Genomic DNA, 17094 nt, shown 5'->3' on the forward strand with positions numbered 1-17094 from the left:
GTTAAAGTTCTACAGTGCGCTCCTTAAATGATATGATCCTTTTCTATTATTTGTCATTTAAGTTTATAAAATGTATCGATTATTCGAAAAAATGACCAACGCATTTCCTGAGCAAAAGCCAACTCAGCCACCCTCTACCTTATTTGCGTTTTGTCGTCATTACACTAAAGGCATGGAATTGTCGCTAGTTTTAATGTCTGTTAGTGCTGCCCTGCTTGCTATTTTAGAAGTATCGTTGTTTAGCTATATGGGCCAATTGGTTGATTGGTTGGGCACCTACACACCACAAACCCTGTTTGAAGAGCAAAAAGCCGAGCTTATAAAAATGGCAGTAGTGCTTTTAGTGGTGTTGCCTATTGTGGTGTTTTTTCACTCGGCTATTGTGCACCAAGCATTACTGGGTAATTACCCTATGTCGATTCGTTGGTTGGCGCATAGATACTTATTACGTCAAAGTGTGAGCTTTTATCAAAACGAGTTTGCAGGGCGTATCGCCACAAAAGTAATGCAAACCTCACTGGCCGTGCGCGAAGCCGTGATGAAGCTGCTCGATGTACTAATGTACATAGTGGTTTATTTTGGCGCTATGGTGTTTTTAGTTGCCGAAGCAGACTGGCGTTTAATGCTGCCACTTTTAGTGTGGGTAATTGCTTATGCCGCCATTCAAATGTACTTTGTGCCAAAACTTAAAAAAATTGCCAGCTCGCAGGCCGATGCACGTTCAGAAATGACCGGCCGAATAGTCGACAGCTATACAAATATATCAACCATTAAGCTTTTTTCGTACACGCAACGCGAAGAACAATACGCTAAACAAAGCATGGATGTTTTTTTAAAACCGGTTTATAAGCAAATGCGGTTAGTAACCAGCCTTAACTTTGCTATTAATAGCCTAAATTACTTATTAGTATTTAGCGTGGCCGCACTCTCTCTTTATTTGTGGTCGTTAAGTGCAATTAGCGCAGGCGCAATTGCAGTGGCTGTAAGTTTATCGCTTAGATTAAATGGCATGGCGCAGTGGATCATGTGGGAAATAAGCAGTTTGTTTGAAAACATTGGTACCGCCACCGATGGCATGAAAACCTTATCGACGCCAATCAAAGTAGCTGACAAACCCAATGCGAGCACGCTTGAAGTTACTAAGGGCAATATTGAATTTACAAACGTGCATTTTAACTATGGTAAAGCCGCTAACGAAACCAATCGTGGTCCTGTAATGAACGGCCTAAACCTACATATAAAACCCGGTGAAAAAATTGGCTTAGTGGGCCGCTCTGGCGCAGGTAAATCAACCTTAGTGAATTTACTCCTGCGTTTTTACGATACTGACTCTGGCACCATTAAAATTGATGGCCAAAACATTACCGATGTAAGCCAAGAAAGCCTTCGCCGTTATATAGCTATGGTTACCCAAGACACCTCCCTGCTGCATCGCTCTGTAAAAGATAATATTTTATACGGCCGACCCGATGCCTCAGAAGCTGAAATGCTCAGCGCTGCCAAGCAAGCTAAAGCGCTCGACTTTATAAGTGATTTAGAAGATAGCAAAGGCAATAAAGGGTTTGATGCACAAGTTGGCGAGCGCGGTGTCACCCTATCTGGCGGGCAACGCCAACGTATCGCTATAGCGCGGGTATTACTTAAAAATGCACCTATTTTAATACTCGATGAAGCCACCAGTGCGCTCGACTCAGAAGTAGAAGCTGCCATACAAGCAAGTTTAGATGACTTAATGACAGGAAAAACGGTTATTGCAATTGCCCACAGGCTATCGACTATTGCGCAAATGGACAGACTTATCGTACTTGATAAAGGTGGTGTGGTAGAGCAAGGCAGTCATGAAGAGCTTATTGCACAAAATGGTATTTATGCTGGCCTTTGGGCGCATCAAACCGGTGGATTTATTGGTGTAGATTAATTTCAGATAAAAACAAAAAAGCGAAGGGACTAACTACAGCCCTTTCGCTTTTTTATACAAACGCCTAAATAGCCTTTAACCACGTGATATTAAGCCAGTAACCTTAAGCCAATTAAAATTAGCATGACAATATTGGCAATAAAACTGATTAAAAAGAAGTAAGTGCGTGGGCTTGGGTTTTTCTCGGTAGCTATAACGTAATACAATACCATATGAATTAATCGCGCTATTACATACACCCAAACACACATAGCAAATATAGGGCTTTGGTAATTTATAACAAATGCAAACAGCACAGTACCAATAAATAGCGCACTGTTTTCTAGTGTGTTATGAAAAGTCCGATGAGCCCTGAATATAAAACTGTCGTGCGATAAATCATCGCTTATTTTACCTGGTACAGCATTAGGCTGTTTAGCTTTGCTAAAGGTAGCAACCGACCACTGTACCACTAACATTATTAAATAAACGTAAAACGCCATATAGGCAGAAAGCGCAACTTCAGTCATTTTTATGTCCTTAAAATTGTTTTAACTTAGTAGTTAAAGCAAGTTTCAAGCCTAAAATAAGTCATTTATAATTAATTACTTATAATTTATAGGGCCAGTAATAATGTAAAAGCTGCAAACCTATTTATAAATGTTACTCACGTATTAACTCCTTAACGTTAGCGTAATTGATACCACTGCATGATCGGTTGTTAAATCGTCTCGTTCGTATTCTGGGTTTATTAAATGCCTGTCGTATGTATGATAATCACTCACTTCATAAAAGCTATCATCGTAACTTGGGTCAAACTCACACGAGAGTAAAATATAATCAAGTACCGAACTACTTGGTCCATAGTAATGGGTGGGGCTGCGCATAAATAACGGCGCAGTATTATTTATTTGCGAAGTAGCTTCGTTTATTGACTGTTGCAGCGCAGCAGAGCCATTACTTTGTTGAGCATTTGTATGGCTGCCAGCGTTTTGCTGTGTGTTGTGCGCCGTAAGTTGGCTCATTTTTAGTGTTTTAAATAACTGCCACGCGTCATTTAAACAATATTTAGCAAGGTAGGCTTTAACGTCAAACGCTGGAGAAAATCGCAACGTTTTCGTTAATAAATGGCTCAACACGCCATCTGCTAGGTCGTTATTAAAATCGCCCATTAACACCATTGGCTGTTGTGTGGCTTCGCGTCGGGTAATCATTTCTATCATTAGTAAGGTGGCTTCACTGCCGCGCTGAATGGTGGAGCCCCATGAACCGGCCACATTTGCTTTAAACGCTTCAATTATGCTTTTTTCGGGCGAAAGTTCGTTATCTGTGATTGCCAATGATTTCGCGTTTTCGTCAGGCTCTAATAATGGCCGTTTAGATTTAAAGTGAACAACGTAGCAATCAGTATTACCTACATGGGGCAATGAAATAGTGGCTCTTAAAACTTTACGGCTAAACGTAAAGTCACTGCAAAGGCCAAGGTCACTTGCAAGGGCATTACTGTGCTTAACCGCAGCAACATCAACAATCTCAAATTTAGACGCTATAGCGACTACCGGGCGTTTAAAAATAAAGTCGTCAACCACCTCTGGCATATCAACCACAGCAAAATACGCGTAACCTTGCTGCGCGATTAACGCTTTTAGCGATTCAATACTAAATACTTCTTGAAAACCGACTACATCAGGCGCGTACTCATTTAAATAATCTACAATCCAGCGTTGTTTGCGGGCCCATTGCTCTGCGGTATAAATTTTTTCAAAATCGTAATACGCATTAGGCGGCTCAAGGTAGTTAAACAAATTAAACGTAGCCATTTTAAATTGCGTGTTTTTTACTACTGGCTCATTTAAATCGTCGGCAGATTCAGCCTCAAGCGCAGTGTGATGTAAAGTCGATTCAAAATTACTGATAACAATAGCCTAGCGTATTAAAGTGCGTTAATTATACCCTAAAGAGTTTAAAGTTCTAAGCCCGTGAATTATTCTCAACATGCAATTTAAAGCCGTAATTTACGCTATACTGCCCTCCTCGTTATTAGCGCACACATAGGTATTATGAACTACTCAAATTTTGGTACTAAATTTACACAACCCAACGGAATAACGCAGCTTATGGAAGATTTAGGCAGCGCTAACGCAAGCAATAATCCAAATATTGTTATGTTAGGTGGCGGTAACCCCGCACACGTATCACAGGTTAATGCCGTATTTTTAGATGAATTACAAAAGCTAGTAGCCAGTAATAAAGTATCGCAAGTATTTGGTTTGTACGATGGGCCAACTGGCAATGACGAGTTTAGAGCTGCCCTTGCTAAACAGCTAAATAGCGAGTTTGACTGGGGTTTAACAACGCAAAACATAGCACTGGGTAATGGCAGCCAAGCTAACTTTTTTGTGTTGTTTAATATGCTTGCGGGCAAAATGAGTGATGGCACTAATAAGCGTATATTGTTTCCGCTTGCACCTGAATACGTAGGTTACGCCGACCAAGGTTTATCTGATGATATGTTTGTGGCAATCAAGCCCGACATCGAAATTTTAAATACACCCAGTGGCTCTAAGCAATTTAAATACGTGATTGATTTTGGTGCGGTTGAAAATGTACTTGCTGAAGATAGCAGTATTAGCGCGCTGTGCGTATCGCGCCCTACCAACCCAACTGGTAATGTCATTACCGATGAGGAAGTACGCCACCTTGACGCCCTAGCACACAAGTACAATATTCCCCTAATTATTGATAACGCCTACGGCGACCCTTTCCCAGGCTGTATTTACACCGATGCAAACCTTACTTGGAACTCAAACATTATATTATGTATGTCGCTTTCAAAATTGGGCTTGCCAGGCCTGCGTACAGGTATTGTGGTTGCCAATAACGAAATAATTAAAGCCATTGGCCGTGTTAATGGCTCAATGGTGTTATCGCCTAACGCTATTGGCCCAAGCTTAGTAACCCGCTTAATTAACGAAGGCGAATTACTGCCTTTATGTAAAAATACGGTATTACCTTTTTATAAAAATAAAGCAGAGATAGCCATAAACCTGTTTGATGAAATTTTTGCAGACTTGCCTGTTTATTTACATAAACTCGAAGGCGCGTTTTTTATGTGGTTATGGTTTAAAAACTCTAAAATAACCAGCGAAATGCTTTATCAAAAACTAAAAGAGCAAAACGTATATGTAATTCCTGGGCATAACTTTTTTATTGGCATTGAAGATAGCTGGGAGCACAAACATCAGTGCGTACGTATTAACTACGCCAACGATGAAGCCACCCTTAGAAAAGGTTTAGAGGCAATTAAAGCGCTTATTATGTAGCGCTTTAATTAACGTTTTACATCGTATTTTTACGAGGTGGTTAATGCTTAGCGTAGCCACTGAGTTTTTTATTTAACCTACTGTTTAGGGGCTAACGCCTTAGTTAACAGGGCAAACAGCAAGCCACCTAGCGCACCTGCTAGTAACTGCAAATAAAAGCCCCATCCACGTGCGCCCGCTATAATATGAATATTCATAATCGACTCAATAGCCACTAAAACCACAGCAAAAGCAGTAATACCCGCAGCAATAAATAACGCCATACTGTATTGTTTAACTTTTTTAGTAAGCTTTGCAGTCACTAAAAACGCAATGGCAAGCGCTATGGCAATAATAGCGCCATAGGTAGGTAATAAACCTAACCAATCATCTAGCGTTAAATTGATACGCTCGCTTAAGCTGACGACTACGCCTACATTAACTAATTGATTGACAACGTATTGGCTATGAAACAAGCTAGCAAGAGTAAAGGTAAGTAACCAAGAAACTAAAAATATAGGGAGTACACGTGTTAAAAATGGCATGGTTATCTCAACTTAAAATAAAGCTTTTTTCTTACAGTAGCAAAGGCTTGCAATGTAAACAACGACTCTCTCAGTTCGCACTATGTTTATATGTAGGGCTTTTTGCATCAACGGCCAGTGCATCTACATTACCTAAAGAGCAGTACAGTACTCACACACTCGCTACCAAATTAAATTCGCCGTGGAGCATGGTTAAACTTCCAAACGGGACATGGCTAATCACAGAGCGCGACGGACACATTGTTATTGTAAAAAACAAAAAGCAAACAAGAGTAAATTTAAACCTTGAAGGCTTATACGTTGCAGGCCAAGGCGGCTTACTTGATATAGTGCTGTCGCCTAATTTTAACACCACCAAAGAAGTCATATTTACTTATGCTCAAGGCACTGCTGAAGCTAACCGCCTTGTAATTGCCAAAGCCACCTTTAATGGCACTGACTTTTCAAAGCCTAACGTTATTTATAAAGTAACGACTGATAAAAACACCCCACAGCACTACGCTGGCCGCGCCCTTATTTTACCCGACAACACCCTAATTTTCTCTACCGGTGATGGCTTTGATTTTAGAGAGCAAGCACAAGTAATAACCAGCCAACTTGGCAAACTATTACGTATAAACCTAGATGGCACCATTCCAACAGATAACCCATTTATTAATCACAAAAACCCAAATGCACACGCTGTTTATTCGCTCGGTCACCGTAACCCACAGGGCTTAGTATATGATTACGATACCAAGCAAATTGTCAGCCACGAGCACGGCCCCGCAGGTGGCGATGAGCTAAACTATTTAACCGCTGGCACTAATTATGGGTGGCCTGTGATCACCTACGGCAAAGATTATTCGCAAGCACGTATTTCGCCCTTTACCGAATATAAAGGAATGCAAAAGCCAAGCGTAGATTGGACGCCATCAATCGCCCCATCTGGCATGGCGTATTACGGCTCTAAACACTCTGCATTCCCTTCACTTGCACAACACGTACTCATCACCACGCTTGTTGATAAAAAGCTCTACAGCGTTAATTTGGCAAATGGTGAATTCACCCAGTCTCACGTATTTCCACAAGCAACAGGAAGATTAAGAGATGTTTATGTAACCACGCAAGGTCATATAGCGATATTAACCGATGGGAAAAATGCTAAACTTATATTGTTTAAAGCTGATTAATTCACAAAGAGAGTTAGAGGCGCTTCGCTTTTAGAGAGGTTATATTAGGGCGCTTTAGCTATTTGCAATTTGATGTCTGAAGTCAAGATTTGACCCCATTTATTTCCACAGAGTAAACTCATTTTAACCGTGTCATTTACACTGGCACGTCTTGGTTTTTCTGACAAAACTCTACACTCCATTTGCAGGGTACGACTTAATTGCTCTATTCACATAACAACTTTATCAGAGGACACTTTCCTCTTTTTATGAGTAATATATGTCCTCTTAATTACTTTTAATATTAATAACAAATCCTGTAACACATTGCCAGCTTTAAACTTTAAGTCAGGCTGTTCTTTTATTAAAATGAAGAAAAGAGGAAAACGTCCTCATTTCTTGACTTAGGAGGAAAAACACTAATACTGTATATAAATACAGGCAAATAGGGTTTGAAATGAAAACTAAGTCCCCTTTCCTTAATAGTATTATCGACTATATGTATAGCCATCATTATGCTAAAAAATCTATTGAAACTTATGTCTTTTGGATTACTGCCTATATCCATTTTCATAATAAGCGACACCCTACCAGTATGGGCAATAATGAAGTAGAAGTATTTTTAAATCACTTAACAGTTACTAAAAAAGTGGCAGCGAGAACACAAGCAACCGCTTTAAATGCACTTGCTTTTTTATATAAACATATTATCAAGAATGAGCTTTCATTAGATTTAAATTTCATCAAAAGTAACCGCCAACAGAAGCTTCCTGTCGTACTTACACAAACTGAGGTATCGCTACTTTTTAGAAATATAAATAAGCGACATTATTTGATAGCAAGCCTGCTATATGGAAGTGGTTTACGGCTGATGGAAGCAGTAAAAATAAGAGTTCAAGATATTGACTTCGACTATAAAAATATACGCATATGGAACGGTAAGGGTAATAAAAATCGTATTGTGACACTTGCTGAAGAATTAATACCAATGCTAAGAAATCAAATAATTCAAGTTGATGAATATTTACAGTTAGATTTAAAAAATGATGCTTACGCCGGTGTATGGATGCCTCATCGACTTAGTAAAAAATACCCAAGTGCTAATAAGTCATTACAATGGCAGTTTCTGTTCCCATCACATAAATTAAGTACAGACCCTGAAACAGGAGAAATAAGACGCCATCACTTAGATCGTTCAGGGGTAAGAAAGGCAGTTAAACTGTCTTCTACAAAAGCTGAAATTAATAAACACGTTACCCCACATACTTTACGTCACTCTTTCGCTACGCATTTGCTGCAAAGCGGCGCTGATATACGTACAGTACAAACACAGTTAGGTCACAGTGATGTACGTACTACACAGATTTATACGCATGTTTTACAACAAGGTGCTAACGGGGTTGTTAGCCCTTTTTCAAGATTATAAATAGCTCAGTAACAAGGCAAAAAGTTAGTTATATAGTTTTTCTACATGAGAAGTTTTTAACGCAGTTAATGAGTTATTTAGAGCGCTAAAATGATCAACGTTTTAATTCAGCGGGTATCCTACGCATGTTTTACAACAAGGTGCTAACGGGGTTGTTAGCCCTTTTTCAAAATTATAAACCTCCCCTATTCAAAACAAAAAAGCACAGCCCAAAAGCGCCATGCTTTTTAAATTCAAGCGTAAAAAACTTACTTTACAAACGAATACCGCCGTCTATTTCAACCACGCGACCGGTAAAAAAGTCGTTTTCGATTATGTATTGTGCAGTATGGGCAATTTCGTTGCTTTCGCCCAAACGCCCTACGGGTGTGACTGCAAGCATACGCTGTTTGGCTTCGGGTTTCATGGCGTCTGTCATCGCGGTGCTTATTACGCCTGGTGCAATAGCCCCTACGCGTATACCAAAACGGCCAAGCTCTTTAGCCCATGTGGTGGTAAGTGCTACTACGCCAGCTTTTGATGCTGCGTAGTTTGTTTGGCCTATGTTACCTGCGCGCGCTACGCTTGACATATTCACAATTACACCGCCTTTGCCTGATTCAATCATGTGGCTTGCAGCTTCTCGCCCTGCTAAAAATACGCCAGTAAGGTTTACATCAATCACCGATTGAAATTGCTCAAGGGACATTTTTTTTACCACTTTGCCGTCTTTAGCTTTTATAAACATGCCGTCGCGTAAAATACCGGCGTTATTTATAAGCACACCAATGTGGCCAAAATCGCCATTAATGGTATTAAATACGTTTTCTACTTCGCTCTCTGCGGTTACGTTTGCAGCGTAGCCTTTAATAGTGCCAGATACACCGTCAAGCTGTTTTAGTTGCTCGCATGCTTTGTTTAATAACTCTTGCGCCATATCTATAAGTGCAATGTTAGCACCCATAAGGGCAAATTTTTGCGCCATTGCAAAACCTAAGCCTTGTGCGCCACCAGTTATTACTACCGTGTTATTTTTAATTTCCACGCCTTGCTCCTACTTAGAAAACAGTTTAAAAATGGCACTAAAATCATCACTGCCTGCACCTTGGTGCTGAAGCATAGTGTATAAATTTTTAGCCATTGACCCCATTGGGGTTGATGAATTACTTTGCTGCGCGGCTTCCATGGCAAGGCCTAAATCTTTAGCCATTAAATCGACCATAAAGCCTGGTTTGTAATCGTTACTTGCAGGGGCTGTATCCATTACACCTGGGCACGGGTTGTAAAGTTCAAGCGTCCAGTTACGGCCAGAACTTGCGGTCATTATGTCGCTAAGTACTTTAGGATCGAGGCCGTTATTTATACCCATTTGTAGTGCTTCGCTGGTGCCTGCCATTAAAATGCTAAGTAGCATGTTGTTACATATTTTTGCAACTTGCCCTGCGCCAATATCACCTGCATGGAATATGTTTTTACCCATATCATTAAGCACAGGTTGTGCGGTATTAAACGCGGCTTTACTCCCCCCTACAATAAACGTAAGCGTGCCAGCCGCTGCGCCTGCAACGCCGCCCGATACCGGTGCATCTACAAAGCTAATACCCTGCTCGCCAAGTGCGCTGCCAACCACACGGGCCGACTCTGCATCTATTGTTGAGCAATCTATCACTAAGGTGTTTTTGCTCAGCACATTAATTAAGCCGCTATCGTCGTTATTGCCTAAATAAAGCGATTTAACATGTTTGCCTGCGGGTAACATACTAATGAGTATATCGGCATTGCTTGCACATGCTTTTGCATTTTCAGCGGCGTGTGCACCTTTACTTGCAAGTTCATTTAAGACCGACTGGTTTAAATCGAATGCCGTAACAGTGTGACCGGCTTTAATTAAGTTAGCCGCCATAGGGCCGCCCATATTACCTAAGCCGATAAAACCAATATTGAGTTTAGTCATCGTCTTTCCTTTATGTGTGTGATGGCGTGTGTAAGCCATTGAGTGGGTGATTTTCGCCAAAACGGTTAGCAAAAAAGCTATCTATTATTGTTTGTGGTACATCACTCAGTGTTTTGTATTGCCAATTAGGTGCGCCGTCTTTATCTATTAGTAGTGCTCTTACGCCCTCTTGAAATTCACCAACTTCGCCAGCGCGTATCGACATACCCAGCTCCATTTTAAAACACGTTAATAAGCTTTGGCCTTTACTGGCTTTTAATTGCTCACTAACCAGTGCACAACTTAGTGGGCAGCCATGCTTGAGTGACTTTTGGGCGCGTTGCAGCCATTTATCGTCAGTAGTTAGGCCTAAAATATAATCAACTTGTTCTTGTAGCGTATTAAATTCAGCTAATTTTTGAATGGTTGCTAAATTAGCTTTAATATAGCCTTTTGGCATACGCGCAGATTGGTTATCTAAATCGGTTAATAACTTTGTTAAACGCTCATGATTTAAACTTGGAGTTTTGCCCCACTTAGCAGCTAAAATTTGCGCTAGCATGGCATCGTACTTTGTGCTGTCGATAAAGTGATCGGCAAGCGATACAAAGCGTGCATCTTCACAATTAATAGAAGCCGACGTTAGCCCTAAAAATAGCCCCACACCTTGTGGCATTTTATGTAAAAAGTAACTGCCGCCTACATCTGGGTATAAGCCTATGGTTTGCTCTGGCATGGCAATGCGCGATGTTTCGGTTACTACGCGGTGGCTAGCACCAGCCATTAAGCCTAAACCACCACCCATTACTATGCCGTTACCCCACACTAGAATTGGTTTATCAAAGGTATGAATAAGGTAATCAAGTTTGTACTCAAGGGTAAAAAACTCTTCAACTAAACTTGTAGGTTTACCTTGCGCCATTGCATGATGCAGGCTCACTACATCGCCACCGGCGCAAAAGGCTTTATCGCCTGCGCCTTTTAAAATAACCATTGCAATTGCATCATCGTCTTGCCAAGCGCGCAGCTGCGGCTCGAGTAATTTGATCATGTCAAAATTGAGGGCGTTTAATGCTTTAGGTACGTTGAGTGTAATAAGCCCAATTAAGCTGCCGTTTTCTGCGATTGCCGTTTCAAATAGCACGGGGTCGTCGGCATTATTTAATAACGTTAAATTACTCATTAGCCATTTACCCAATTAGCGCGGCGTTTTTCTAAAAAGGCATTTACACCTTCTTGTTGATCTTGTGTATCAAACAAACCAACAAACAATTCACGCTCAAGCGGTAATACACTGGCCATAGGTTGATGGCGGCCTTTTTGTATAAGTGTTTTACACGCAGAAACTGAGCTTGGGCTTTGCTCGCTTACCTGGTTGGCAAGTTTTAACGCCGCTGCAAAGCTTTCGCCTTGGGGTACAACTTCTTCTACTAAGCCAATTTGTAGGGCTTTATCGGCTTTTAGGCGCTCGCCACATAAAATCATGCGTTTTGCCCAGCCTTCACCTACAAGCCATGCTAAATTTTGTGTCCCGCCTGCGCATGGTAATAAGCCCACTTTTGCCTCTGGCAATGCCATTTGTGCTTGCTCTTCTGCTATGCGTATATCACATGCAAGCGCCACTTCTAGCCCGCCGCCCATGGCATAACCATTTATTGCTGCAACCGATACCCCTGTAAAATTAGTCAATGCTTCAAAGGCTTCACCAAACACACGCGACATATCAGCAGCAACGCCTTTATCGCCACTAGCAAATACGTTTAAATCGGCACCGGCGCTAAAAAACTTTTCGCCTTCGCCAGTTAGCACTAAAGCATAAATATTTTTGTTGTTATTAAGCTCGTTAACTTTGTTTTTTAAATCTATTAAGGTGTCTTTTGTCCAGGTATTAGCTGGCGGGTTAGACATAGTTAAAATTGCAACATGCCCTTGGGTTGTTAATTCAATACACGGCTTTGATTGTGACATAACTTGCTCCTTATAAAACGTCGCTTGCAGATTCAGCTAAAATACGGCGCGCTATAATTACGCGCATAATTTCGTTTGTGCCCTCTAAAATTTGATGAACGCGCACATCACGTACATGGCGCTCAAGCGGGTATTCTTTTATGTAACCATAACCACCATGTACTTGCAGTGCCTCGTTACACACGGTAAAGCCAACATCCGTCGCAAAACGTTTAGCCATGGCGCAGTAGGTGGTTTTTTCACTATCACCGGTATCAAGTTTAAATGCCGCAAGCCTAACCATTTGCCGTGCAGCGACAAGCTCGGTATTCATATCTGCAATCTTAAACTGCAAAGCCTGAAACGCAGCCAGTGGCTTACCAAATTGAGTGCGCTCTTGTAAGTACTCTTTTGCTGTATTAAGTGCAGCTTGTGCAGTACCAATTGAGCACGTTGCAATATTAATGCGCCCGCCATCTAAACCTTGCATTGCAAATTTAAAGCCTTCGCCTTCTTTACCTAATAAGTTATGTGCCGGTATACGCACATTTTCAAAACTAATTAAGCGTGTTGGTTGTGCGTTCCAACCCATTTTTTCTTCTGCTTTGCCGTACTCAACACCTTGTGCATCGGCCGGTACTACAAATGCCGAAATACCCGCAGCGCCTTCGCCACCGGTGCGCGCCATGACCACTAATACTTCGGTTTCGCCCGCGCCCGATATAAACATTTTTGAGCCGTTAATAACGTACTCATCACCCTCAAGTACGGCTTTTGTTTTTAGTGATGCCGCATCTGAGCCCGAGCCTGGCTCTGTTAAACAATAAGAAGCAAGTAGCTCGCCCATTACTAGTTTTTCTACGTATGTGTCTTTAACTGCGTCGGTACCAAAACTTGCCACCATCCAGGTCGCCATATTATGAATAGTTAACATGGCCGTTGTTGCAGTACAGCCCATAGCAAGCTGCTCAAATATAATGCTTGAATCTAAACGTGATAAACCAAGGCCGCCGGCTTCCTCTGGCGTGTATAATCCGCAAAAACCAAGCTCGCCTGCGGCTTTAATCGTCTCTTTAGGAAAAATATGCTCGCGATCCCACTTTGCTGCATGTGGGGCAAGTTCTGATTCGGCAAATTGGCGTGCAGTTTCTGCAAAGGCGTGTTGATCTTCTGATAAGTTAAAGTCCATGTTAGACCTCTTTAATTGTGTGTTGTTAGTGTGCCCTATTGGGATAGGTGTGAAGAGCGGCAAAGGCTTATGTGTGTGTTCTAGTTGCTTGTCAGCGAGTTTAGCCTTTGCGCTCTTCTTTATTATTATTTTTGAGTGTGTTTATTTTAAATTAATGCTCATGTTTGGACCCGAAGCGATGTCGTCTTCAAACCAACGTGAGGTAATGGTTTTAGTTTCTGTGTAAAAACGTATACCTTGCTTACCATAAGTGTGCGTATCGCCATAAAACGAGCCTTTCCAACCTGTAAACGAGAAAAACGGCAGCGGAACCGGGATAGGCACATTAATACCCACTTGGCCTACTTCAATTTCGTGTTGAAATTTACGCGCCGCAGCACCACTTGAGGTAAATAGTGATGTACCGTTTCCGTATGGGCTTTCGTTAATAAGGGCAATTGCCTCTTCTAGCGTATCTACAAACATACAGGCAAGCACAGGACCAAAGATTTCTTCTTTGTATAAATCCATTTCTTTTGTTACATCGGTAAATAAGGTTGGGCCAACCCAGTTACCTTGCTCAAAGCCCTCTACTGTGAAGTTTGACCCGTCAATTAAACAAGTAGCGCCTTGCTCTTTACCGCTTGCAATAAGCGATAAAATACGCGCTTTTGCAGCTTTTGATGTTTGTGGGCCGTAGGCTGCGTCTTTGTCATCCCATACGCCTGGGCGTACGTTTTCAAAGCCTGCTTTTATTTCATCTACCCACTCACTTGCTTGGCCTACAAACACAGCCACCGAAATACCCATGCAGCGCTGGCCAGCGGCACCAACCGATGCACCAACCAGGTTATTAACTACGTGCGATTTGCTCGCATCTGGCATAATAACCATGTGGTTTTTAGCACCCACACACGCTTGTACGCGCTTAAGGTTTTGCGTGCCTTTAGAATAAATATAGGCACCTACGCCACACGAACCCACAAACGAAATTGCACGTACGGCTTTATCTTCTAGTAGGCGGTCTACTTGTGGTTTTGTACCGTGAACAATTTGTAATACGCCTTTTGGTGCGCCGGCTTCTATAAATAGTTCAGCTAAACGCATGGGAGTGAGCGGGTCTTGCTCAGAGGGTTTTAAAATAAAGGTGTTACCACACACAATAGCTAGCGGAAACATCCAAAGTGGGATCATCGCCGGAAAGTTAAACGGCGTAATGCCCGCACATACGCCTAGGGGCTGCATGTAAGAATAGGTATCTATTTTACGGGCAACGTTTTCCATTGTTTCGCCCATCATTAATGACGGTGCGTTAGCTGCTTGTTCTACTACTTCAATACCGCGCCATACATCGCCTTTTGCATCTTCAAACGTTTTACCTAGTTCGTGGCAAATAATGGTTGCAAGCTCATCGTGGTGCTCTTTTAATAGCGCTGCGTATTTCATCATAATGCGGGCACGCTCGGTAATGGGTACGTCTTTCCACGTTTTAAACGTTTCTGAGGCCGAGGCAATGGCTGCATCCATTTCTGAGTCGGTAGTACATGGAACTTGTGCAAGTACTTCTTGGTTTGCTGGGTTAATTACATCAATAAACTCGTTTGAAGCCGATTGAACAAATTCGCCATTTATAAGTAGTGGAACTTGGTGCATGGGTAAATCCTGTTGTTAGTGTGTTCTTTTAAAAAAATGGCACCGTTTTGTTATTAGTATGAGTACGGTGCATTTTAGTTGCTGTTATTTAATTAACTACTTTGTTAGTAAGCCTCTACAGCCATGGCTACGGCTTCGCCGCCACCAATACATAAAGACGCAATTCCTTTTTTAAGGCCACGGTTTTTAAGTGCGTGAATAAGCGTGACTAAAATTCGCGCACCGCTGGCACCAATTGGGTGTCCAAGTGCACACGCGCCACCATTTACGTTTACTTTGCTCTCATCAAGCTTTAACTCGTTAATAGCAAGCATAGTTACCATGGCAAAGGCTTCGTTAATTTCCCAAAGGTCAACATCAGCAGTAGTCCAACCTGCTTTTTCAAGCACGTTGTTCATAGCGCCTACAGGTGCTAGTGTAAATTCGCTTGGTTTTTGAGAGTGCGTACTGTGCGCTACAATTTTACAAAGCGGTGTTAAGCCTTGCGCTTTTGCTTTTGATTCGCTCATTAATATAAGCGCTGCGCCACCATCAGAAATTGACGATGAATTAGCCGCAGTAATGGTGCCGTCTTTTTTAAAGGCCGCACGAAGGCTTGGTATTTTTTCAGGGCGTGCATTACCCGGCTGCTCGTCAACAGAAACAGTTACATCGCCCTTACGGGTTTTTATGGTGTGCGGGGCAATTTCGTTCTCAAAGCTGCCATTTTCAATTGCAGTATTAGCCTTACTTAACGAGCCCAGTGCAAAAGCATCCATTTGCTCACGGCCAATGCCATATTCATCGGCGGTATCTTGTGCAAAACAGCCCATTGCTTTGTTATCGTAGGCATCTTCTAGGCCGTCGCTCATCATGTGATCTTTAATTTCACCGTGACCCATACGCATGCCGCCACGCGCTTTAGGGATAAAATACGGTGCGTTACTCATGCTTTCCATACCGCCTGCAATAGCGCAGTTTATAGAGCCTGCTTTTATTAAATCGTTTGCAAGCATGGCGGCTTTTAAACCAGAGCCACACACTTTATTTATGGTTGTAGCACCCGTGCCCAGAGCAAGGCCTGCTTTTAACATGGCTTGGCGAGCTGGCGCTTGGCCAAGGCCCGCTGGCAATACACAGCCCATAATTACTTCATCTATTGCATCATTAGCTAAACCAGTTTGTGCAAGGGCACTTGCAATGGCAGTAGCGCCAAGCTCGGTAGATTGTGCATCGGTTAATGCGCCCATAAAGCCACCCATTGGCGTACGCTTTGCAGCTACAATTACCACTGATTCTAAAGTCATAATTAACTCCGTTGTATTTTTATGCAAATAGTTGTTAGAATATTTGCTCTATTAATTTGGTATTCATTTATTATTTAATACCCATACACAATACTAACGTTTACGCTAACGTCAACTAAAAACAGCTTATTTTTTAGTTTTAAAAGTGTAAGGTTTATTTTCCAATAGCGAAGATAAGTTACAAGAAAAAAATAACCGATTGAATACTAATAACTTAATTTAACATTTCACCCTATCACTCCATTATAAACTGTTTCATAACATATCGAGCTTTACCTTTACGTAAACTTCACTTATATTGGAGTTATTCGAATGAGGTAAACACAACTATGAAACCAGATAATCAAACAAACTTTGCAAGCTCTGCTAAAGCACCAAGCAGTAACGATCAAACTTTTAGCATTAGTGATTTAGCTAAAGAGTTTGACATTACTACCCGCTCGATTCGTTTTTACGAAGACCAAGGTTTAATTACCCCCGAGCGCAATGGCCAAACCCGTATTTATTCAAAACGCGACAAAGTTCGCTTAAAACTTATTTTACGTGGCAAACGCCTAGGTTTTACGCTGGCCGAAACAGGCCGTTTGTTTGAACTGTACGACGCTGACAAATCAAGCGCTAAACAGCTGGTTACTATGCTCGATTTAATTGCAGAAAAAAAAGCTGACCTTTCTCAGCAAATGGACGACATAAAAGTTGTGCTTATGGAATTAGTTACAGCGGAGCGTCGCTGTAGAGACACGCTTAATAAAATAGACGAGTAGCCTATTTTAAAAATAAAAACACACTGATAACACACAAACAGGA

The 17094-nt window shown here is 41.7% G+C and carries 15 protein-coding genes; 5 read left to right on the forward strand and 10 right to left on the reverse strand.

Features of this window, described 5'->3' with window-relative positions; translation table 11 throughout:
* Positions 1–70 precede the first annotated feature (70 nt).
* Positions 71–1918 carry an ABC transporter ATP-binding protein gene (locus AN389_RS11695; RefSeq protein WP_055019852.1) on the forward strand — a complete coding sequence of 616 codons (1848 nt, stop codon included), beginning with the start codon at positions 71–73 and terminating at the stop codon, positions 1916–1918.
* A gap of 89 nt (positions 1919–2007) precedes the next feature.
* Here the strand turns inward: AN389_RS11695 and AN389_RS11700 are convergent, their stop codons facing one another.
* On the reverse strand, positions 2008–2427 hold the full coding sequence (locus AN389_RS11700; RefSeq protein ID WP_055019853.1) for an MAPEG family protein: 420 nt from the start codon (positions 2425–2427) through the stop codon (positions 2008–2010).
* Between the two features lie 144 nt (positions 2428–2571).
* The gene (locus tag AN389_RS11705) at positions 2572–3717 is read right to left on the reverse strand and encodes an endonuclease/exonuclease/phosphatase family protein (RefSeq protein WP_235575968.1); all 1146 of its coding nucleotides are present in this window, start codon (positions 3715–3717) and stop codon (positions 2572–2574) included.
* A gap of 240 nt (positions 3718–3957) precedes the next feature.
* On the opposite strand from AN389_RS11705, the gene AN389_RS11710 reads away from it, so the two are divergent.
* Positions 3958–5220: a valine--pyruvate transaminase gene (locus AN389_RS11710; protein ID WP_055019854.1), complete on the forward strand. Its 1263-nt coding sequence runs from the start codon at positions 3958–3960 to the stop codon at positions 5218–5220.
* Positions 5221–5297: 77 nt separating this feature from the next.
* Here AN389_RS11710 and AN389_RS11715 read toward each other — a convergent pair whose 3' ends face one another.
* Complete coding sequence (locus tag AN389_RS11715) at positions 5298–5744, reverse strand: hypothetical protein (RefSeq protein ID WP_055019855.1); 447 nt, start codon at positions 5742–5744, stop codon at positions 5298–5300.
* Between AN389_RS11715 and AN389_RS11720 the strand changes: the two genes are divergently transcribed.
* Both AN389_RS11720 and AN389_RS11725 read left to right on the forward strand, forming a co-directional pair.
* Positions 5729–6916: a PQQ-dependent sugar dehydrogenase gene (locus tag AN389_RS11720; RefSeq protein WP_055019856.1), complete on the forward strand. Its 1188-nt coding sequence runs from the start codon at positions 5729–5731 to the stop codon at positions 6914–6916. The genes AN389_RS11715 and AN389_RS11720 overlap by 16 nt on opposite strands.
* 436 nt (positions 6917–7352) lie before the next feature.
* The gene (locus AN389_RS11725; RefSeq protein WP_055019857.1) at positions 7353–8321 is read left to right on the forward strand and encodes an integron integrase; all 969 of its coding nucleotides are present in this window, start codon (positions 7353–7355) and stop codon (positions 8319–8321) included.
* A 253-nt stretch (positions 8322–8574) separates the two neighbouring features.
* On the opposite strand, the gene AN389_RS11730 is transcribed toward AN389_RS11725, so the two are convergent.
* The 7 genes from AN389_RS11730 to AN389_RS11760 all read right to left on the reverse strand — a co-directional run bounded on the left by AN389_RS11730 (position 8575) and on the right by AN389_RS11760 (position 16287).
* On the reverse strand, positions 8575–9345 hold the full coding sequence (locus AN389_RS11730) for an SDR family oxidoreductase (protein WP_055018395.1): 771 nt from the start codon (positions 9343–9345) through the stop codon (positions 8575–8577).
* 9 nt (positions 9346–9354) lie between these two features.
* Positions 9355–10254, reverse strand: coding sequence for a 3-hydroxyisobutyrate dehydrogenase (mmsB, locus tag AN389_RS11735; protein ID WP_055019858.1), 900 nt, complete (start codon positions 10252–10254; stop codon positions 9355–9357).
* Between the two features lie 10 nt (positions 10255–10264).
* Positions 10265–11416 carry an enoyl-CoA hydratase/isomerase family protein gene (locus AN389_RS11740; protein ID WP_055019859.1) on the reverse strand — a complete coding sequence of 384 codons (1152 nt, stop codon included), beginning with the start codon at positions 11414–11416 and terminating at the stop codon, positions 10265–10267.
* The gene (locus AN389_RS11745; RefSeq protein ID WP_055019860.1) at positions 11416–12201 is read right to left on the reverse strand and encodes an enoyl-CoA hydratase; all 786 of its coding nucleotides are present in this window, start codon (positions 12199–12201) and stop codon (positions 11416–11418) included. The genes AN389_RS11740 and AN389_RS11745 overlap by 1 nt, the downstream gene beginning before the upstream one ends.
* Positions 12202–12211: 10 nt before the next feature.
* Entirely contained in the window at positions 12212–13369 is a 1158-nt protein-coding gene (locus tag AN389_RS11750) for an acyl-CoA dehydrogenase family protein (RefSeq protein WP_055016026.1), read from the reverse strand.
* A 141-nt stretch (positions 13370–13510) separates the two neighbouring features.
* Positions 13511–15001: a CoA-acylating methylmalonate-semialdehyde dehydrogenase gene (locus tag AN389_RS11755; RefSeq protein WP_055019861.1), complete on the reverse strand. Its 1491-nt coding sequence runs from the start codon at positions 14999–15001 to the stop codon at positions 13511–13513.
* A gap of 104 nt (positions 15002–15105) precedes the next feature.
* Positions 15106–16287 (reverse strand): acetyl-CoA C-acyltransferase, encoded by a 1182-nt coding sequence (locus AN389_RS11760; RefSeq protein ID WP_055016028.1) that lies wholly within the window; start codon positions 16285–16287, stop codon positions 15106–15108.
* Between the two features lie 329 nt (positions 16288–16616).
* Here AN389_RS11760 and AN389_RS11765 point away from each other — a divergent pair, with 329 nt between their 5' ends.
* Positions 16617–17051, forward strand: coding sequence for a MerR family DNA-binding transcriptional regulator (locus AN389_RS11765; RefSeq protein ID WP_055016029.1), 435 nt, complete (start codon positions 16617–16619; stop codon positions 17049–17051).
* Positions 17052–17094: the final 43 nt, after the last annotated feature.

The sequence above is a fragment of the Pseudoalteromonas sp. P1-7a genome, from assembly GCF_001401855.1.
GTDB lineage: Bacteria > Pseudomonadota > Gammaproteobacteria > Enterobacterales > Alteromonadaceae > Pseudoalteromonas.